The following is a 13669-nucleotide window of genomic DNA, read 5'->3' as shown; positions in this document are numbered from 1 at the left end:
ATCAGCCCTCCGCTGGTTCGGAAACCTTGCCGATAGTTACGGCGGATTCATCAATGGCCGCATACAGTTCCGGCACTTCCACCGCATATCCTTCATTGCGCAGGTATTTGTTTTCGAACTGCTTACGGTCTTCCACAAACTCCGCCTTACGCATACGGGTATTGCGCTGGGTATAGATGTGCAGATTTTTCAGCGGCGTCACCACCATGCGTTTTCCCGGCATAAAAGGCGGGATAATGGCCGGACGGCCAGCAATGGTATTCCCCAGCAACTGCGCTGCGATTTTTTCAGTCGGACGGTCTGCGGCCTGATACAGGCGATACTGTTCAGCAGCAACCAGATCAGCCCCCACCAGAACCACCAGACGCGGGTCATTGCGGAACTGCGCCGGAATTTTGGCGTTAATCAGGTCTGACGCCATTGCATCCAGTGATTTGTAATCCCCAGCTGCATCCAGCACCACCGGATCGGTCATAATCTGATTGCCGCCCAGCAGCGTTTTCATGCGCTCATGCCAGCCGATATTCACATCTTCACCGTTCGGGTTAGCTTCGGGATCAGTGGTTTTTGCGCGGCTCTTACCGTTAAAGCCGATACGCAACATATCCAGTGCAAAAGCCTGTGTGGTAAATGCCTGGACAAGGTTATAAAACTCGTTTTCATCCTTACCGGCGTTTGCCCAGACCGAAAGCAGATCCCAGCGCAACGCGGCGCAGCTGTCTGTTTCAACCAGTGAATAGTCGTTTCCGTCCACACCAACCTGGCGAATAAAACGGCCACTTTCACTACGTCCTGTGTGTAATACGGAAGAACCAACGGAAATCACCTGGCCACTCAGCTGATCAACATCCAGACAGGTAAGCATGTCCAGGAATTCGACGGATTCCAGCAGCGCAAGACGCAGCGCATTTTCCTGCGGGTTATTCAGGGAAAAATAACGGCTGGCATCACGCGCCCCAAACTGCTGCGCCATGCCCGCCGAATATCCGTCCAGTAATTCCCGCGCACGGTTATTAAGGTGCATAAAACTCCCTCGCGATTAAGCGATAATAAAAATATTTGAAACTAATCAGCGCTAAAGTGAATTACAGGAAATTAAACTTCCCGGCTTTCTCTGAAATTTTGCGTCCTGGTGTACGGACTGATTTATTTCCCAAATCGTTAAAACGCTTAACGATATCTTTTGCATTATCACGAATGGCGGCAAATTCTTCTGTATCCACCACTTCCGCAATAGTATCCACATCACCCTGAACATCATTCAGTTGATTTTCAATTTTGGCCACACGGCCTTCCAGCTCGTTTACCGCGTTTGCCAGTGCCTGTAACTTATCATCACCCTGCGCGGTATTATCTGGCGGCGTTTCATCTTCAAACTTCGGTTTAATACCAAACAAATTTTGCCAGTTCTTCATTTTTCCTTCCTGCTTAATTTTGCCATCGCGGGAAATTACATAACGGTAATAACCCTGTTCAGATAATTTGCGCTGCCGACTGAAGCGCAGCCGTGTGGTGCCAATGCTGGCAGGAGTATCCGTCACTGCCAGTCCCTTGAGGTATGTTCGTCCTGTTCCGCGCCAGTCTTCCTCCGGCTCTATGGAGAAGAAAAGAAGCTGGTCTTCTTCGTTAGCGTATATCAGCCGCATATTCGGGCAAAGACTGACATACAACCGCGCCAGCCCGTCATCCCCGTCCCGCCAGGTGGCTTCCAGTACTTCACCGAAATTACCCCCGCCTTTCTGGTGTTCCGGCCAGATTAAAGCGACATAGTGGTTATAGTCATAGGTTTCCCCCATATCGATAATCCACTGACGTTCAATAATCCGTCCGTCAACGGTATCCCCTTCAGTAGCAACACACAGCCAGTCAGTTTTTAAATGTGACATATCCCCCCTGTTCCACTCCCTGACGCTGCAAATCAATTATTGCCAAATAAAACCATTGCTGCATTACGTTTTATTCTGAACAGTTCGGATATAACGCTTTACCGAATACAGACGAATTATCACCACCGTTTTTTTATTACAGCCACGGCATAATTACCGCATGGCTAAATACTCTGAAGAATTAAAAGGCGTTGTCCGCGCACTTTATCTGCGCCGCTATACGCCAAAAGAAATTGCATCTGAATTAAATCTGCCGAATGCGCGGATAGTTTACTACTGGGCTGAAAAATACAGCTGGGCTGATTTGCTCAGTTTTGAAAGCACTGAAGAGGCTATCGAACGCCGCTACCAGCTACTGGCCAGCCGGGATAACAAAACCGATCTCGACCTGAAAGAAATGGACATGCTCATTGCTCACGCCACAAAGCTACGTGCGCAAAGCAATAAGCATAAAGAAAAGATGGCCAGCGGTCAGAATTCCGGGCAGGCAGATGCGCGGGACAGCAATGACGACGAACCCCGCCGCAAACGGAAATACAAGAAAAACGATATTTCCTCGCTGACGCAGGAGGATTTTGACACCTGGGCGGAAGAACACCTGTTTGAATACCAGAAACACCTGCGCCGGAACATTGGCCAGCTGGTCAGAAACATCCTCAAAAGCCGCCAGATAGGTGCGACCTGGTATTTTGCATTTGAAGCCTTTGAAAACGCGGTCATGACAGGCGATCCGCAAATCTTCCTGTCTGCCTCCAAAGTCCAGGCGGAATACTTCCGGTCTTACATCGTAAATATTGCTGAACAGTATTTCGGGATCACGCTGACCGGCAACCCCATCCGCTTGTCCAACGGCGCGGAGCTGCGCTTCCTGTCCACCAACAAGAACACCGCCCAGTCCTACAGCGGCCACCTGTACTGTGATGAATATTTCTGGGTTCCAAATTTCACAAAACTTAATGAAGTGGCCAGTGCAATGGCCACACATGACAAGTGGCGTACCACCTACTTTTCAACACCGTCAGCTAAAACTCACCAGGCGTACCCGTTCTGGACAGGCGATGAATGGAAACAGGGCAGTAAAAAACGTACTGCCATTAAGTTTCCGACCTTTGATGAATTGCGCGACGGCGGGCGGGTTTGTCCGGATGGCCAGTGGCGCTACGTCATTACTATGGAGGATGCTATTGCGGGCGGCTTCAATCTGGCCAACATCGAGAAGCTGCGCAACCGCTACAACACAGCCACTTTCAACATGCTCTATATGTGCGTGTTCGTGGACAATAAAGATTCCGTTTTCAGCTTTTCCGACCTGGAAGCCTGCGGCGTGGAAGTGGATACCTGGCAGGATCATAACCCGGACGCCGCCCGGCCATTTGGTGACAGGCCAGTATGGGGCGGCTTTGATCCGGCTCGCAGCGGGGATTTGTCCTGTTTTGTGATTGTGGCGCCGCCGATGTTCGCCGTGGAGAAATTCCGCGTTCTGAAGGTGATTTACTGGAAAGGGATGAACTTCCGGTACCAGGCAAAGCAGATCGAGCAGCTGTTTAAAAAATACAACTTCACCTATCTGGGCGTGGACGTTACCGGTATTGGCCAGGGCGTTTTTGACAACATTCAGCATTTTGCTATGCGTGTGGCCGTCGCCATTCGTTACGACCTGAACACAAAAAATCAGCTGGTACTGAAGGCGGCTGACGTGGTCGAAAGTCAGCGAATTGAATGGGACAAAAACCTGAAAGAGATCCCGGCCAGCTTTATGTCCGTACGCCGCACAACCACGCAAAGCGGTAACGCCATGACCTTTGTTGCAGACCGCAGCCAGGACACAGGACACGCCGAAGCGTTCTGGGCGATAACCCACGCCCTGCATAACGAACCTCTGAACTATGAAAATAAACCTAAATCACGCTGGAATTTAAGGAACAAGGCAGCATGAGTAAAAAGAAACACTTCGTTAAGCGCGACCAGCGCGGCGATAAGTCAAAAAAAATGAGCATCATTACGTTCGGCAAACCGGAACCTGTTCTGACCACCGGCACCGACTACCGGGATATCTGGTACGACAATGCCGCCGATCATTTTACCCAGCCAATTGACCGGCTGGCACTGGCACAGCTGATTAACCTTAACGGTCAACATGGCGGTATCATCCACGCCCGTAAAAACATGATTGTGTCTGATTATCTGTCTGGCGGCCTGACTTACGACCAGTTGGAAGCCGCAGCTTTTGACTACATCACATTTGGGGATATTGCGCTTGGAAAAATTCGTAACGGATGGGGAGACGTGATCGGACTGGAACCCTTACCCGGCCTCTATATCCGACGCAGGAAAGACAGGAACAACGCAACTGATCAACCTGGTGATTACGTGGTGCTACAGGAAGGCGAACCGCAGATATGGCCTGAAGAAGATATTATCTTCATCAAAATGTATGACCCGCAACAGCATATTTACGGACTGCCGGACTACATCGGCGGCGTACATTCTGCATTACTCAACAGTGAAGCGGTCATTTTCCGTCGCCGTTACTACCACAATGGCGCCCACACTGGCGGCATTCTCTACACGCGCGATCCCAGCATGACGGATGAAATGGAAGAGGAAATTGAACAGCAGCTGCGTGACAGCAAAGGGATCGGCAACTTCTCCACCATCCTGGTAAACATTCCCGGCGGAGACGGTGACGCCATCAAATTCATTGAAATGGGGGATATTTCCGCTAAGGATGAATTTGCCAACATCAAGAATATCAGTGCCCAGGACATTCTGAACGCGCACCGTTTTCCTGCCGGGCTTGCCGGCATTGTCCCGCAAAATACTGCCGGACTGGGTGACGTAGAAAAGGCCGAACGGATTTATAAAAAAAGCGAAGTCGCCCCTGTTCAGCGCCGGTTTATGATGGCCGTAAACAATGATCCAGAAATACCGGAAAACCTGCACCTGAACTTTGATTTAAGTTACACAGAATCAACGGATAAGGGTGCGGTATGAGGCAAAAAAGGCTAAAATCCAGGCATCATTTAACAGCTGGAGCATGGAATATGCGAGTTCTGAAAATCGAATGCCCGGAATGCGGCTCAAAAGCTGTTATTCGTAAAACGAACCGGAAACACCGGCAGATTGCCGATATTTACTGCGCCTGTTCAGATGTTGAGTGTGGCCACACGTTTGTCATGAATCTGACGTTCTCCCACACTCTCAGCCCAAGCGCTAAAACAGGTGATGCTATGGTACAAAAAATACTGAATGCCCTTTCACCCGATCAGCGTCAGATGGCATTAGACTTACTGAAAGCGACTCCCGCCGCCTGACAATCCCCCTTTTTGGGGGCTTTTCATCGCTTTACTAACCTTTTCCCGCATTTCTCCTGCAATCTCTCCAATCCAATACAAAGCTATCGTTTTCTCTCTTTGGTTACTTTCGTAAATATGGGCAATCTTGGCCAACAACTCAATGCGTTCCAGCTGTGCCGACGCCTCCAGAATATCCATTTACCCTCCCATACAAACAATAACTGTATAAACATACAGTACACCTTTAAGCACTAATTGTGAAACATATTTTTCTGTTAACCAGGTGACAAATAGATATGTTTCACAGAGTTACAGCGTCATAACCATCCCGGCCAAAGCTCCTGCATTGGCTCGTTTTGCTTCTCCTGTAGTCGTCCGTTCCGGTAAATGAGTGCTGATTGACCGAAACGAAGCCCTCCCCCTCGTTTCAGTATGTCTATTTCTTCATCAGAACCATCGAACCCCCGGCTTCTTAATTCCAGTTTTAACCGTCTGCGGGTTCCACCCTCCGTACAGTTATTGACAGAACTCCAAGGGGCGGCGTTGCCGCCAGAAAAACCCGCCTCCGCTGACGCTTCGGTCAACTTCGCAACCTTCTGCCACTTAACCAGACGGGTGCAGACCTCTGAATCTGGAACCAAAGGAGAGTAAACACCCTGTACGCGCTGCACGTCTTCCGCATATTCGTTACCCTGTTCCGTAATTTCATAGGCCAGACGAACAACCAGATCACGGCGGGCAACCAGTGCGCCGCCCTGCGCCTGGGTATATGCAGCCCAGTCCCCGACATCAGCAGCAGCCAGAACCGCATCCATTCTGCGATCAGTCAGCACCTGATCCCGCAACCGACGAAGCTCACGCCAGACTGTCACCGGCGCACCGCCAATCTGCTGAAACTGGCGAATGCGCCAGCGTGAAGCCCATGCAGAAACGGATTTAGCCATATCCCGCAGGTTTTCTCCGGTTTCTTCGTCCTGCTCGCCATCCAAAGCAAATCCATCAATGTTTTTGGAAATGTATTTGGCGATGTAGCCCGTCGCTGACCCTTTAGCGGGATCGATGGCTTCAACATGGAAACGTGCCTTTAGCGCATTTGGCGTTTGCAGTTCTTCGGAGTCGGTAATTCTGGCGTGATAACAAAGAATATCGCGCACCGTGTCCACGTCCTGCGGGCGCATGAACAGCAACATATGCCAGTGCGGTGTCCCGTCATGGTGAGGTTCGACAACCCTGAACCCAAATACATGGATACCCGCACGCGAGATCGCGGCGCGGGCTTTTGCCCATACGCCACATAAATAGCGCTGGGTATCCTGCGGCGTACTTCCATCCCATTGCGATACAAAGCCCCCTTTGCTGTGTACCGCATGGAAACGAGATGGCGCGGTGATAGTGTAAAACTCACCGGCCAGCCCTTCTTCATTGGCCATATCTTCAAATCCTCGCATTCTTACCATTAGCTCACAGCGACGGATCGCCGGATTTGCAACACTGCGGTGTACCATGCTGTCCAGTGCAATGCGCAGCCCTTCATCATTCAGCAGATCAAACTTTTTAAAGAACTCCAGATTTCGCTTTTTCTGTTCTATCCATTCCCCCAGGGTTTTACGGGATACATAAGCGCTGGCCGCTTTCTGCACCTGCCCCACGGCTATGGCCATATGCTCACGCTGTACGTCACGCGCTCGCTTCAGGCGCAGATACCACCATTCAGGTGCCATCATGCGAAGAATGCCGGATTCAGCCTTACGTGTTTCCAGTTGCCCAGCATTGGCTTCATGTTCTGCCCAGTATGGCGGCTGATTATTCAGCATCAGACTGCACGCACAAAGATAGCGATAAGACTCCATCGTTCGGCGGTGCAGCTCTTTAGGGTCGTCAGTGCCGGAATCAAACCGTTCGGTGAAGTCATACAGCGACTGGGAGATCCAGCCAGATATCTGGCCAGCCAGTTTTTTAAGTTCCGGGCGGTCAAGTGACGGCAGGCGTTCCAGCGACTTGCCAAAAGGAAGGTCTATTGCATCAGCGGCCAGCTTATAACGAGCAGCCACTTTGCGCAGACGTGGCAATACATTCCCTCCAATAGTCTGACGCAGGAATGTATTGGCACGGCGACGCCCGTCAGGGCCAGTAAAAAGCTTTTCGTAACGACGGCCAAAATACCCGGCTAACCAGTCGGGTATTTCATGCAGGTATTGAGCACGCCATTTATGATCCTGCGGGTTTACAGCCCACAGGAGGCGCTCCGTGATTGTCACGTCTGCCGGTGTACCTGGCGCGAAGGTTTCACGCCGCCAAGCATCAACGGCGTAGCAATCTTCGTTTATTGCCAGCGTCATGCGCTGGCCTCAGAAGTCGCCGGTAAAGGCCATTTAAGAATCAGTTCTGCCGCCATTTTCGGGCTTGCGGCTGCCGCACCAACACTACGCGGCGCATTAACCCTTACCGAGTTAAAACCTGCGTAAAGGTAATGCACCATTTCCAGATCGCTGTTTGACGCGACTACCTGAATTCCACGTTCAGCCAGGCGCCGCAGCTTACGCGCCAGCCGCCCCTGATCCATATGCGAAAAACCACGCTCATGGTAAGCGGTGAAATTATCGCTATCAGTCAGATAAGGCGGATCGCAGTAAACAACGTCATTCCCGTCCCGAACCAAATCAAGCGTTTCTAAATAGTGGGCAGTAATGAATGTTGCGCGCTTTGCTTTTTCAGCAAAGGCGCAGATTTCATCAGCAGGGAAATAAGGCTTTTTGTACTTACCGAACGGAACATTGAACTGACCGCGGCGATTGTACCGGCACAGGCCATTAAAGCAGTGCCGGTTCAGGTACAGGAAACGCGCAGCAGCTTCTACGGATTCCGAACCAAAGGATTTACCTGACTGGTTGAAAGCATCACGCACCGCATAATAGAAAACCGCTCGGCTTTCTTCATCGCCTAACGAACCAGCGTTAAAAAGAATCTCCAGTTCATTCAGCAGCGCATCAGTGTGATACGCCATCGCCTTGTAAAGATTAACCAGATCAGGATTTACGTCCGCGATCAGATATTCGTCATAATCCGTATTCATCATGACGGCGCAGGAACCTGCGAACGGTTCAACCAGGCGCTTTCCTTCCGGCAAATGGGGACGTAATTGCGGCATAAGGCGGGCTTTGCTGCCCACCCATTTAAGCGGAGTTTTAACGGCCATGTTTAGCCCCCGCCTGCAGCTGAAACAAGCCACCGTTGTTGTAAAGGTAAGCAGCAACGTCAAAAAGAGACATTGAATTAATGGACAAAACAACCCAGCTTTCAAAGCCAGCAACAACCTCATTTATCGGCAGAACATGAGTTATCACCGCTGACCATTCTCTACCGGTGTATTTGCCGTGCTTCCATTCCTTCAATGAAAGAACATCACCGACCTTATAGTTACGATCATTTCTGCGCAGCTCTGCTTTTTTCTGACCAGCAATAACGGCATCAAGATATTTAGGCGCAATTTTTATCGTGTGGACTTTGATTGTCATTTTGCACCACCTTTGAGCATGGCAGCGCGACAAGCGTTCCAGCCTTCCGCAAACCCGTTTTCTTCAGCGTAATTGATGTCAGGATTCACCCACTTTTCTGGAGGCACTACCGGCGCTGGCGGGGCGGCATAGACCTCAATAACACCGTTAGAAATAGGCCACTCGCCATCCTTGATGTAATCAGTAGTTGCTCCCACCTGCTGATCGAGGATGTGGAATGCTCCAATAGGTTTAGCGTTCAGTGATGCCAACGCAATTTCTTTCAAAACCAATGATTTTTGCAAACTTTTACTCGCTGCGCAGGGCATGTAGCATTGAAGGGCATCACTGATAGCAGCAATATCTTCCTGCGCCGCTTCTATTAACTGCTCTTTTGTGAACTGGACGCGTTTGATCAGTTCCATGCTGCACCGCCTTTACTGCAAATCGCCGCAGCTTCTTCGCGGATTAACTCAACGATTTCCGTTGCGCTTAAACCTTCATTGGCTGCATGGGTAGCCAGCTTATCCAGACGGATAGAACACAAATCAGCAGCAGCAGCTTTACCTTCCTGTGTAGCTTTGGTGAGCATGGCCAGCAGGTCAGTACCTGATTTCGTTGCGGGTAAATCCTGATGTGTCATATGCATTTTTGTTTCCTTAAGACAAAAGAATCCCCGACCACTTGAACCGTGGCCAAAAAATTCAGGTTGTTAATTAGTGAAAAGCGAGTTGTGTAGTGACGGCTGAATAATTCGGTGCCGGAATAAGGTGAAGCTCATAGGTTGTCCGCCACCACTCCTGGATCAGCGCCTTTATCTCGCCAACGCCCAGCGCCCCGGCTGTATAGAAAATTGCGCGAATCCCCGCCAGCGCTTCAATCTGTGCCTCTTTGCTCTCAGCTTCTCGGTACACGCAGCACCAGAAAGCGGCATTGATCGCCAGCCAGTGGCGCTGGTTAGTCATGTGTTCGGTGTCATTGAAGAAGAACGGATGCAACGCAATGCGGCCATTTTTACTGGCGCTTTTCTCTGCAAACGCTACCGCGTAGTTATGCGGGACTCCCCACACAGCCAGTTCAGTCCCCAACGATTTACTCTCAACGGAAATAATGGCCATCAGTGATTCCCCTGCTGCAATTTATGGACAATATGAGGTGCGATAATCATCTGCACTTTGTTCCTGGTATTAATTTGATGTACCTTTTTGATCGGGCGGTTCGCGGTGCGCTTTGAAAAATCGCTGTCACGTAAACTGCCAAAACCTTCAAATGTTAACCGCGCCCTTGAAATACCCCTGCGTAGTTGAATCATGTCCCTATAGCCCAGACGTTCATAAAGCTCCCGCCAGCAGAATTTGCTTAAGTGGGCTTTAAATACACCGGAACCTGAAGTAACCGCAGCAGCATGAAGTACCACGCCGCGCCACTCTGGTGTTAAGTTATCCCACCAGTCCCCCGCATCGCTGTATGCTGGGTTGATCTGAAGGCGCATTCTTTTGCAATGTTTCAGGGCGACTTCTGCACGCTCAGTGCTAATTTTCATAGTGCTAACCCCTTACCAGTCCCATCAGGCGATGCCACCACGGGCGACGCGGTTGTTGAGCGTTGAATTTGTACATGTGACCAGGATTCCAGCGCTGGCCGTTCGGCAGTTCTATCCAACCGGTTGAACCACTGGGTAACTGCATAGCCGGTGATTCTTTTTTCAGGTAAGTCACAAACGCTTTCATAATGTTCCCTCACATCAGGCCAGTGGCATTCGTCGTGACCAGATCCACCGCTGCGGCTAAAACCGGCGCAGAATGGATACGGCTTTCAACGGTGTAAGCCAACACGGAAAGGCTACGGATAGCATCGCGAGCGCGATCAAGAATTTGTGTACGGCGGGCGGCGGTCATATGACCAGTTGATACGGCTTCCCCAGCAATTGCGCCCACACTGGCGGTGGCGCTAAGAGCACACAGTTGCATGTTTGCTTCTGTAGCATTGTTCACTGGCACGGATGGAAGGCAGTTAATCTGCCCCAGCATCCCATCCAGTAAACGCGCATCTTCGGTGTAATCCGTAATGGCTAAAAGCTCGTCACAGGTTAAGCGGTGCGGTTGTGCTGGGTTCAGTTTGTTACGCAGGATCTGTGGTCTCATACCAACGGCAGCGGCCACATCTTCCAGATTGTGCTCAACCGCAAATGCTCGGCAAGCCGCATCAAAGTGCGCATGTTTAGAAGTCTGATAATCAAACATTGTTAGCCCTTCCCTAATCCGTAGGATGAATTACGCGTTAAGCGAAACATCACACTCGCTTAATGCCATCACGGTTAGGGCGGCCATATTGACTTCTACCAGCCCTCTTTTCTGCGCGCCTTTGGGCTTGATTGGAAGTTTTCCGTATGAAATCAGGTTCTCAGCTGTACTTTTGGACATGCCAGTACGGCGGCAATATTCATCAAGTGGGATGTACGGATCGGGGATCACGATTGTAATGTTGGGACGCATAATGCAAACTTCTCCAGTTAGGGATACGCCAATATCCACTTTTAACAACCAATATTCGTAAAAAACTACAACGAGGAGAGGCTAGATCGTATTAAGCGACAAATCAACAAATTTATCGCATTTTACGAATGGCTGGTTAAATTATGGGCAAATTTTCTTACGGACAAATTAGCCACAGCAGTGAAGTACTCGATAGAGTCATTGATGCTTATGGTTTTACGTCAAAACTAATGCTTGCCGACCATTTTGATATGGCATCCAGTAGCCTGGCTGGACGTTATAAACGTGGTGGATTCCCCGCTGACATGGTTGTCAGGTGTGTAGCCGAAACTGGTGCTTCTCTAGAGTGGCTTGCAACAGGTCAAGGTAGGAAATTTGACGACGAAGAACTAGACATTTTGAAAATGCCCCGCCGAAAAATCGTTGATGGTGTTCTTTACGATGCAGGTATGTACATGCTTGATAAAGTTTCATTTTTACCAGGCACCCCTTTACCAAACACCCCAATATGTGTCCTTGAGGGGAACAATCAGTTTATCGTTGATACCTCTTTTACAGAGGTTTATGACGATGAGTGGCTAGTTGAAATTGAAGGTAAAACCAGCATTCGTACCCTTACCCGCATACCTATTAAGAAAGTAAGAGTTAGCGGCGTTGGAATGGCCTTCGACTGTTCAATTGAAGACATAAAAATTCTAGGTAGAGTTGTATTAACCATAAAATAAATATAAGGAATTGAAGATGATCGACTACAAAACAGCATCAAAAGATCAGTTGAAAGCAGAGATGAAACGCTTGGCCAGTGTGGTATCTGACACCCCTTTTGGTACCAAAAAAGAATTTTTCCACCTCCCGGAGATTTTAAATTCTGGTGAACAACCAGTGGCAATTGCCAGCGGAATGATGGATGGCAACACATGGCTAATAACCCTTACTAACAAACGAGTAATTTTTCTCGATAAGGGTATGATTTTTGGCGTTAAGCAAGTCGACATTAACCTCAACAATATAGTAAGTGTTGGCGGTAAAACCGGGCTTATGTTTGGTGAGATTATGATTTCTACCAGTGGCCAAAATTACACCATTAAAAATGTAATGAAGGGATCAGTAATTCCGTTCACCAACTTAGTGAATGAAACTAGAAACAATTTGAACACCCCCGCCCAATCACAACAAGAACCAACTAAAGCTACTCATTCTTTTGACGAACAAATGTCAAAAATTGAACGTCTGGCAGAAATGAAAGAAGAAGGGATACTGACTGAAGAAGAATTTCAGCAACAGAAACAACGTATTCTTAATGGTTAACTTATGCCAGTTAGGAAATTAGACAATGGTCAATGGGTTGCTGACTTTTACACTGTAGATAGAAGCAACGGTAAACGCGGCAAGCGGGTTCGCAAAAAATTTGCCACCAAAGGTGAAGCGCTGGCGTTTGAAAATTACACCCTCCAGAAAATAGAGGACTCACCCTGGCTCGGTCAGGGCAAAGACAAACGCCGCCTTTCTGATCTGATACATCTCTGGTTCGAGCGCCACGGGATAACCCTGCGCGATGGTGAAAAGCGTAAAAGCGCCATGCTATGGGCTGATGAGTGTATGGGTTCTCCTATGGCTACTGAGTTCACCGCGCAGCTGTTCACCGCTTATAGAGCTAAAAGGTTGGATGGCCATTTTGCCCGGACAAAGCGCGTCACTCAGGTTTCACCGCGCACCATGAACCTGGAGCACGCTTATTTCCTCGCTGTATTTAATGAATTAAAACGGCTCGGGGAATGGGACGCGCCTAACCCATTAGAGAACGTTCGCCAGTTCAGAACAGAAGAAAGTGAGATGGCCTATCTTACTGGAGAGCAGATTGACAGGCTCTTAGAGGAAAGCCGCCACAGCTCTGCTAAAGATTTGGAGATAATTGTCAGGATTTGCCTGTCTACTGGCGCTCGCTGGGGAGAGGCAGAGAAATTGAAGCGCAGCCAAATCGGTGCTGGGAAGGTCACATTTATAAAAACGAAAGGTAAGCGCAACCGCACAATACCATTAGACCCAGCAATCATAGCTGAACTGCCAAAAAAGAATGGTGTGCTTTTTAGTCCGTGTTATTACGCTTTTAGATCTGCTCTGGAAAGAGCTGGAATTGAATTACCAGCCGGGCAACTGACGCACGTTCTCAGGCATACCTTTGCATCCCATTTTATGATGAACGGTGGCAACATTTTAGTCCTTCAAAAAATACTAGGGCATACCGATATTAAAATGACAATGCGTTATGCCCATTTTGCACCAAACCACCTTGAGGAGGCTTTAAAGCTCAACCCTCTAAAGTGTCGCAAAAGTGTCGCACAAACTTAAGAATATTGGCTCTTATTGGTGGATATTGGTTTTGTAACCTACTGATTTTTATCTAAGTTATTGTTTTTACTTTGGCTGTTATGGTTCTCATAATCGCTTGGTCGCTGGTTCAAGTCCAGCAGGGGCCACCAAATTTTAGCTTTAAAATC

The 13669-nt window shown here is 49.1% G+C and carries 19 protein-coding genes; 6 read left to right on the top strand and 13 right to left on the bottom strand.

Annotated features, from left to right (window positions below; genetic code table 11):
- Nucleotide 1 precedes the first annotated feature (1 nt).
- Entirely contained in the window at nucleotides 2–1024 is a 1023-nt protein-coding gene (locus ACLD11_RS19730; protein WP_000550496.1) for a phage major capsid protein, P2 family, read from the bottom strand.
- Nucleotides 1025–1085: 61 nt separating this feature from the next.
- A complete protein-coding gene (locus ACLD11_RS19725; RefSeq protein ID WP_000018798.1) occupies nucleotides 1086–1886 on the bottom strand; it encodes a GPO family capsid scaffolding protein in 801 nt (266 codons plus the stop codon).
- Nucleotides 1887–2046: 160 nt separating this feature from the next.
- Here ACLD11_RS19725 and ACLD11_RS19720 point away from each other — a divergent pair, with 160 nt between their 5' ends.
- From ACLD11_RS19720 to ACLD11_RS19710, 3 genes are read left to right on the top strand one after another with little or no spacing between them, the layout of a single operon-like run.
- Nucleotides 2047–3822, top strand: coding sequence for a terminase large subunit domain-containing protein (locus ACLD11_RS19720; RefSeq protein WP_001151946.1), 1776 nt, complete (start codon nucleotides 2047–2049; stop codon nucleotides 3820–3822).
- Complete coding sequence (locus ACLD11_RS19715; protein WP_000038208.1) at nucleotides 3819–4880, top strand: phage portal protein; 1062 nt, start codon at nucleotides 3819–3821, stop codon at nucleotides 4878–4880. The genes ACLD11_RS19720 and ACLD11_RS19715 overlap by 4 nt, the downstream gene beginning before the upstream one ends.
- Nucleotides 4877–5200: an ogr/Delta-like zinc finger family protein gene (locus ACLD11_RS19710; protein ID WP_001552031.1), complete on the top strand. Its 324-nt coding sequence runs from the start codon at nucleotides 4877–4879 to the stop codon at nucleotides 5198–5200. Before ACLD11_RS19715 ends, ACLD11_RS19710 begins: the two co-directional genes overlap by 4 nt.
- Here the strand turns inward: ACLD11_RS19710 and ACLD11_RS19705 are convergent.
- The 11 genes from ACLD11_RS19705 to ACLD11_RS19655 form a co-directional block, all read right to left on the bottom strand.
- Complete coding sequence (locus tag ACLD11_RS19705; protein WP_000353141.1) at nucleotides 5174–5380, bottom strand: hypothetical protein; 207 nt, start codon at nucleotides 5378–5380, stop codon at nucleotides 5174–5176. The genes ACLD11_RS19710 and ACLD11_RS19705 overlap by 27 nt on opposite strands.
- 119 nt (nucleotides 5381–5499) lie before the next feature.
- Nucleotides 5500–7521 carry a replication endonuclease gene (locus ACLD11_RS19700; RefSeq protein ID WP_000170873.1) on the bottom strand — a complete coding sequence of 674 codons (2022 nt, stop codon included), beginning with the start codon at nucleotides 7519–7521 and terminating at the stop codon, nucleotides 5500–5502.
- A complete protein-coding gene (locus tag ACLD11_RS19695) occupies nucleotides 7518–8378 on the bottom strand; it encodes a DNA adenine methylase (RefSeq protein WP_023205461.1) in 861 nt (286 codons plus the stop codon). The genes ACLD11_RS19700 and ACLD11_RS19695 overlap by 4 nt, the downstream gene beginning before the upstream one ends.
- A complete protein-coding gene (locus tag ACLD11_RS19690; protein ID WP_000153512.1) occupies nucleotides 8368–8697 on the bottom strand; it encodes a DUF3850 domain-containing protein in 330 nt (109 codons plus the stop codon). Before ACLD11_RS19690 ends, ACLD11_RS19695 begins: the two co-directional genes overlap by 11 nt.
- Complete coding sequence (locus tag ACLD11_RS19685) at nucleotides 8694–9101, bottom strand: hypothetical protein (RefSeq protein ID WP_052938628.1); 408 nt, start codon at nucleotides 9099–9101, stop codon at nucleotides 8694–8696. Before ACLD11_RS19685 ends, ACLD11_RS19690 begins: the two co-directional genes overlap by 4 nt.
- Nucleotides 9092–9325 (bottom strand): DUF2732 family protein, encoded by a 234-nt coding sequence (locus ACLD11_RS19680; RefSeq protein ID WP_000551163.1) that lies wholly within the window; start codon nucleotides 9323–9325, stop codon nucleotides 9092–9094. The genes ACLD11_RS19685 and ACLD11_RS19680 overlap by 10 nt, the downstream gene beginning before the upstream one ends.
- A gap of 67 nt (nucleotides 9326–9392) precedes the next feature.
- The gene (locus tag ACLD11_RS19675) at nucleotides 9393–9794 is read right to left on the bottom strand and encodes a hypothetical protein (RefSeq protein ID WP_000974862.1); all 402 of its coding nucleotides are present in this window, start codon (nucleotides 9792–9794) and stop codon (nucleotides 9393–9395) included.
- The gene (locus ACLD11_RS19670; RefSeq protein WP_000704101.1) at nucleotides 9794–10219 is read right to left on the bottom strand and encodes a hypothetical protein; all 426 of its coding nucleotides are present in this window, start codon (nucleotides 10217–10219) and stop codon (nucleotides 9794–9796) included. The genes ACLD11_RS19675 and ACLD11_RS19670 overlap by 1 nt, the downstream gene beginning before the upstream one ends.
- A gap of 4 nt (nucleotides 10220–10223) precedes the next feature.
- Nucleotides 10224–10406 (bottom strand): phage filamentation protein Fil family protein, encoded by a 183-nt coding sequence (locus tag ACLD11_RS19665; RefSeq protein ID WP_000643372.1) that lies wholly within the window; start codon nucleotides 10404–10406, stop codon nucleotides 10224–10226.
- 9 nt (nucleotides 10407–10415) lie between these two features.
- Nucleotides 10416–10919 (bottom strand): phage regulatory CII family protein, encoded by a 504-nt coding sequence (locus ACLD11_RS19660; RefSeq protein ID WP_000460878.1) that lies wholly within the window; start codon nucleotides 10917–10919, stop codon nucleotides 10416–10418.
- Between the two features lie 30 nt (nucleotides 10920–10949).
- A complete protein-coding gene (locus ACLD11_RS19655; RefSeq protein WP_001247711.1) occupies nucleotides 10950–11171 on the bottom strand; it encodes a helix-turn-helix transcriptional regulator in 222 nt (73 codons plus the stop codon).
- Nucleotides 11172–11314: 143 nt separating this feature from the next.
- Between ACLD11_RS19655 and ACLD11_RS19650 the strand changes: the two genes are divergently transcribed.
- Genes ACLD11_RS19650 through ACLD11_RS19640 form a run of 3 tightly spaced genes read left to right on the top strand, consistent with a single transcriptional unit; the run spans nucleotide 11315 to nucleotide 13520 of the window.
- A complete protein-coding gene (locus ACLD11_RS19650) occupies nucleotides 11315–11896 on the top strand; it encodes a phage repressor protein CI (protein WP_000514630.1) in 582 nt (193 codons plus the stop codon).
- Between the two features lie 16 nt (nucleotides 11897–11912).
- Entirely contained in the window at nucleotides 11913–12479 is a 567-nt protein-coding gene (locus tag ACLD11_RS19645) for a PH domain-containing protein (RefSeq protein WP_000568372.1), read from the top strand.
- Between the two features lie 3 nt (nucleotides 12480–12482).
- Entirely contained in the window at nucleotides 12483–13520 is a 1038-nt protein-coding gene (locus ACLD11_RS19640; RefSeq protein WP_001145217.1) for a tyrosine-type recombinase/integrase, read from the top strand.
- The last annotated feature ends 149 nt before the right edge of the window (nucleotides 13521–13669 follow it).

Source organism: Salmonella sp. 741265116_PST, assembly GCF_046567715.1.
Lineage (GTDB): Bacteria > Pseudomonadota > Gammaproteobacteria > Enterobacterales > Enterobacteriaceae > Salmonella > Salmonella enterica.
Note: the sequence above shows the minus strand (reverse complement) of the source record. Positions and strands in the feature narration are given on the sequence as shown.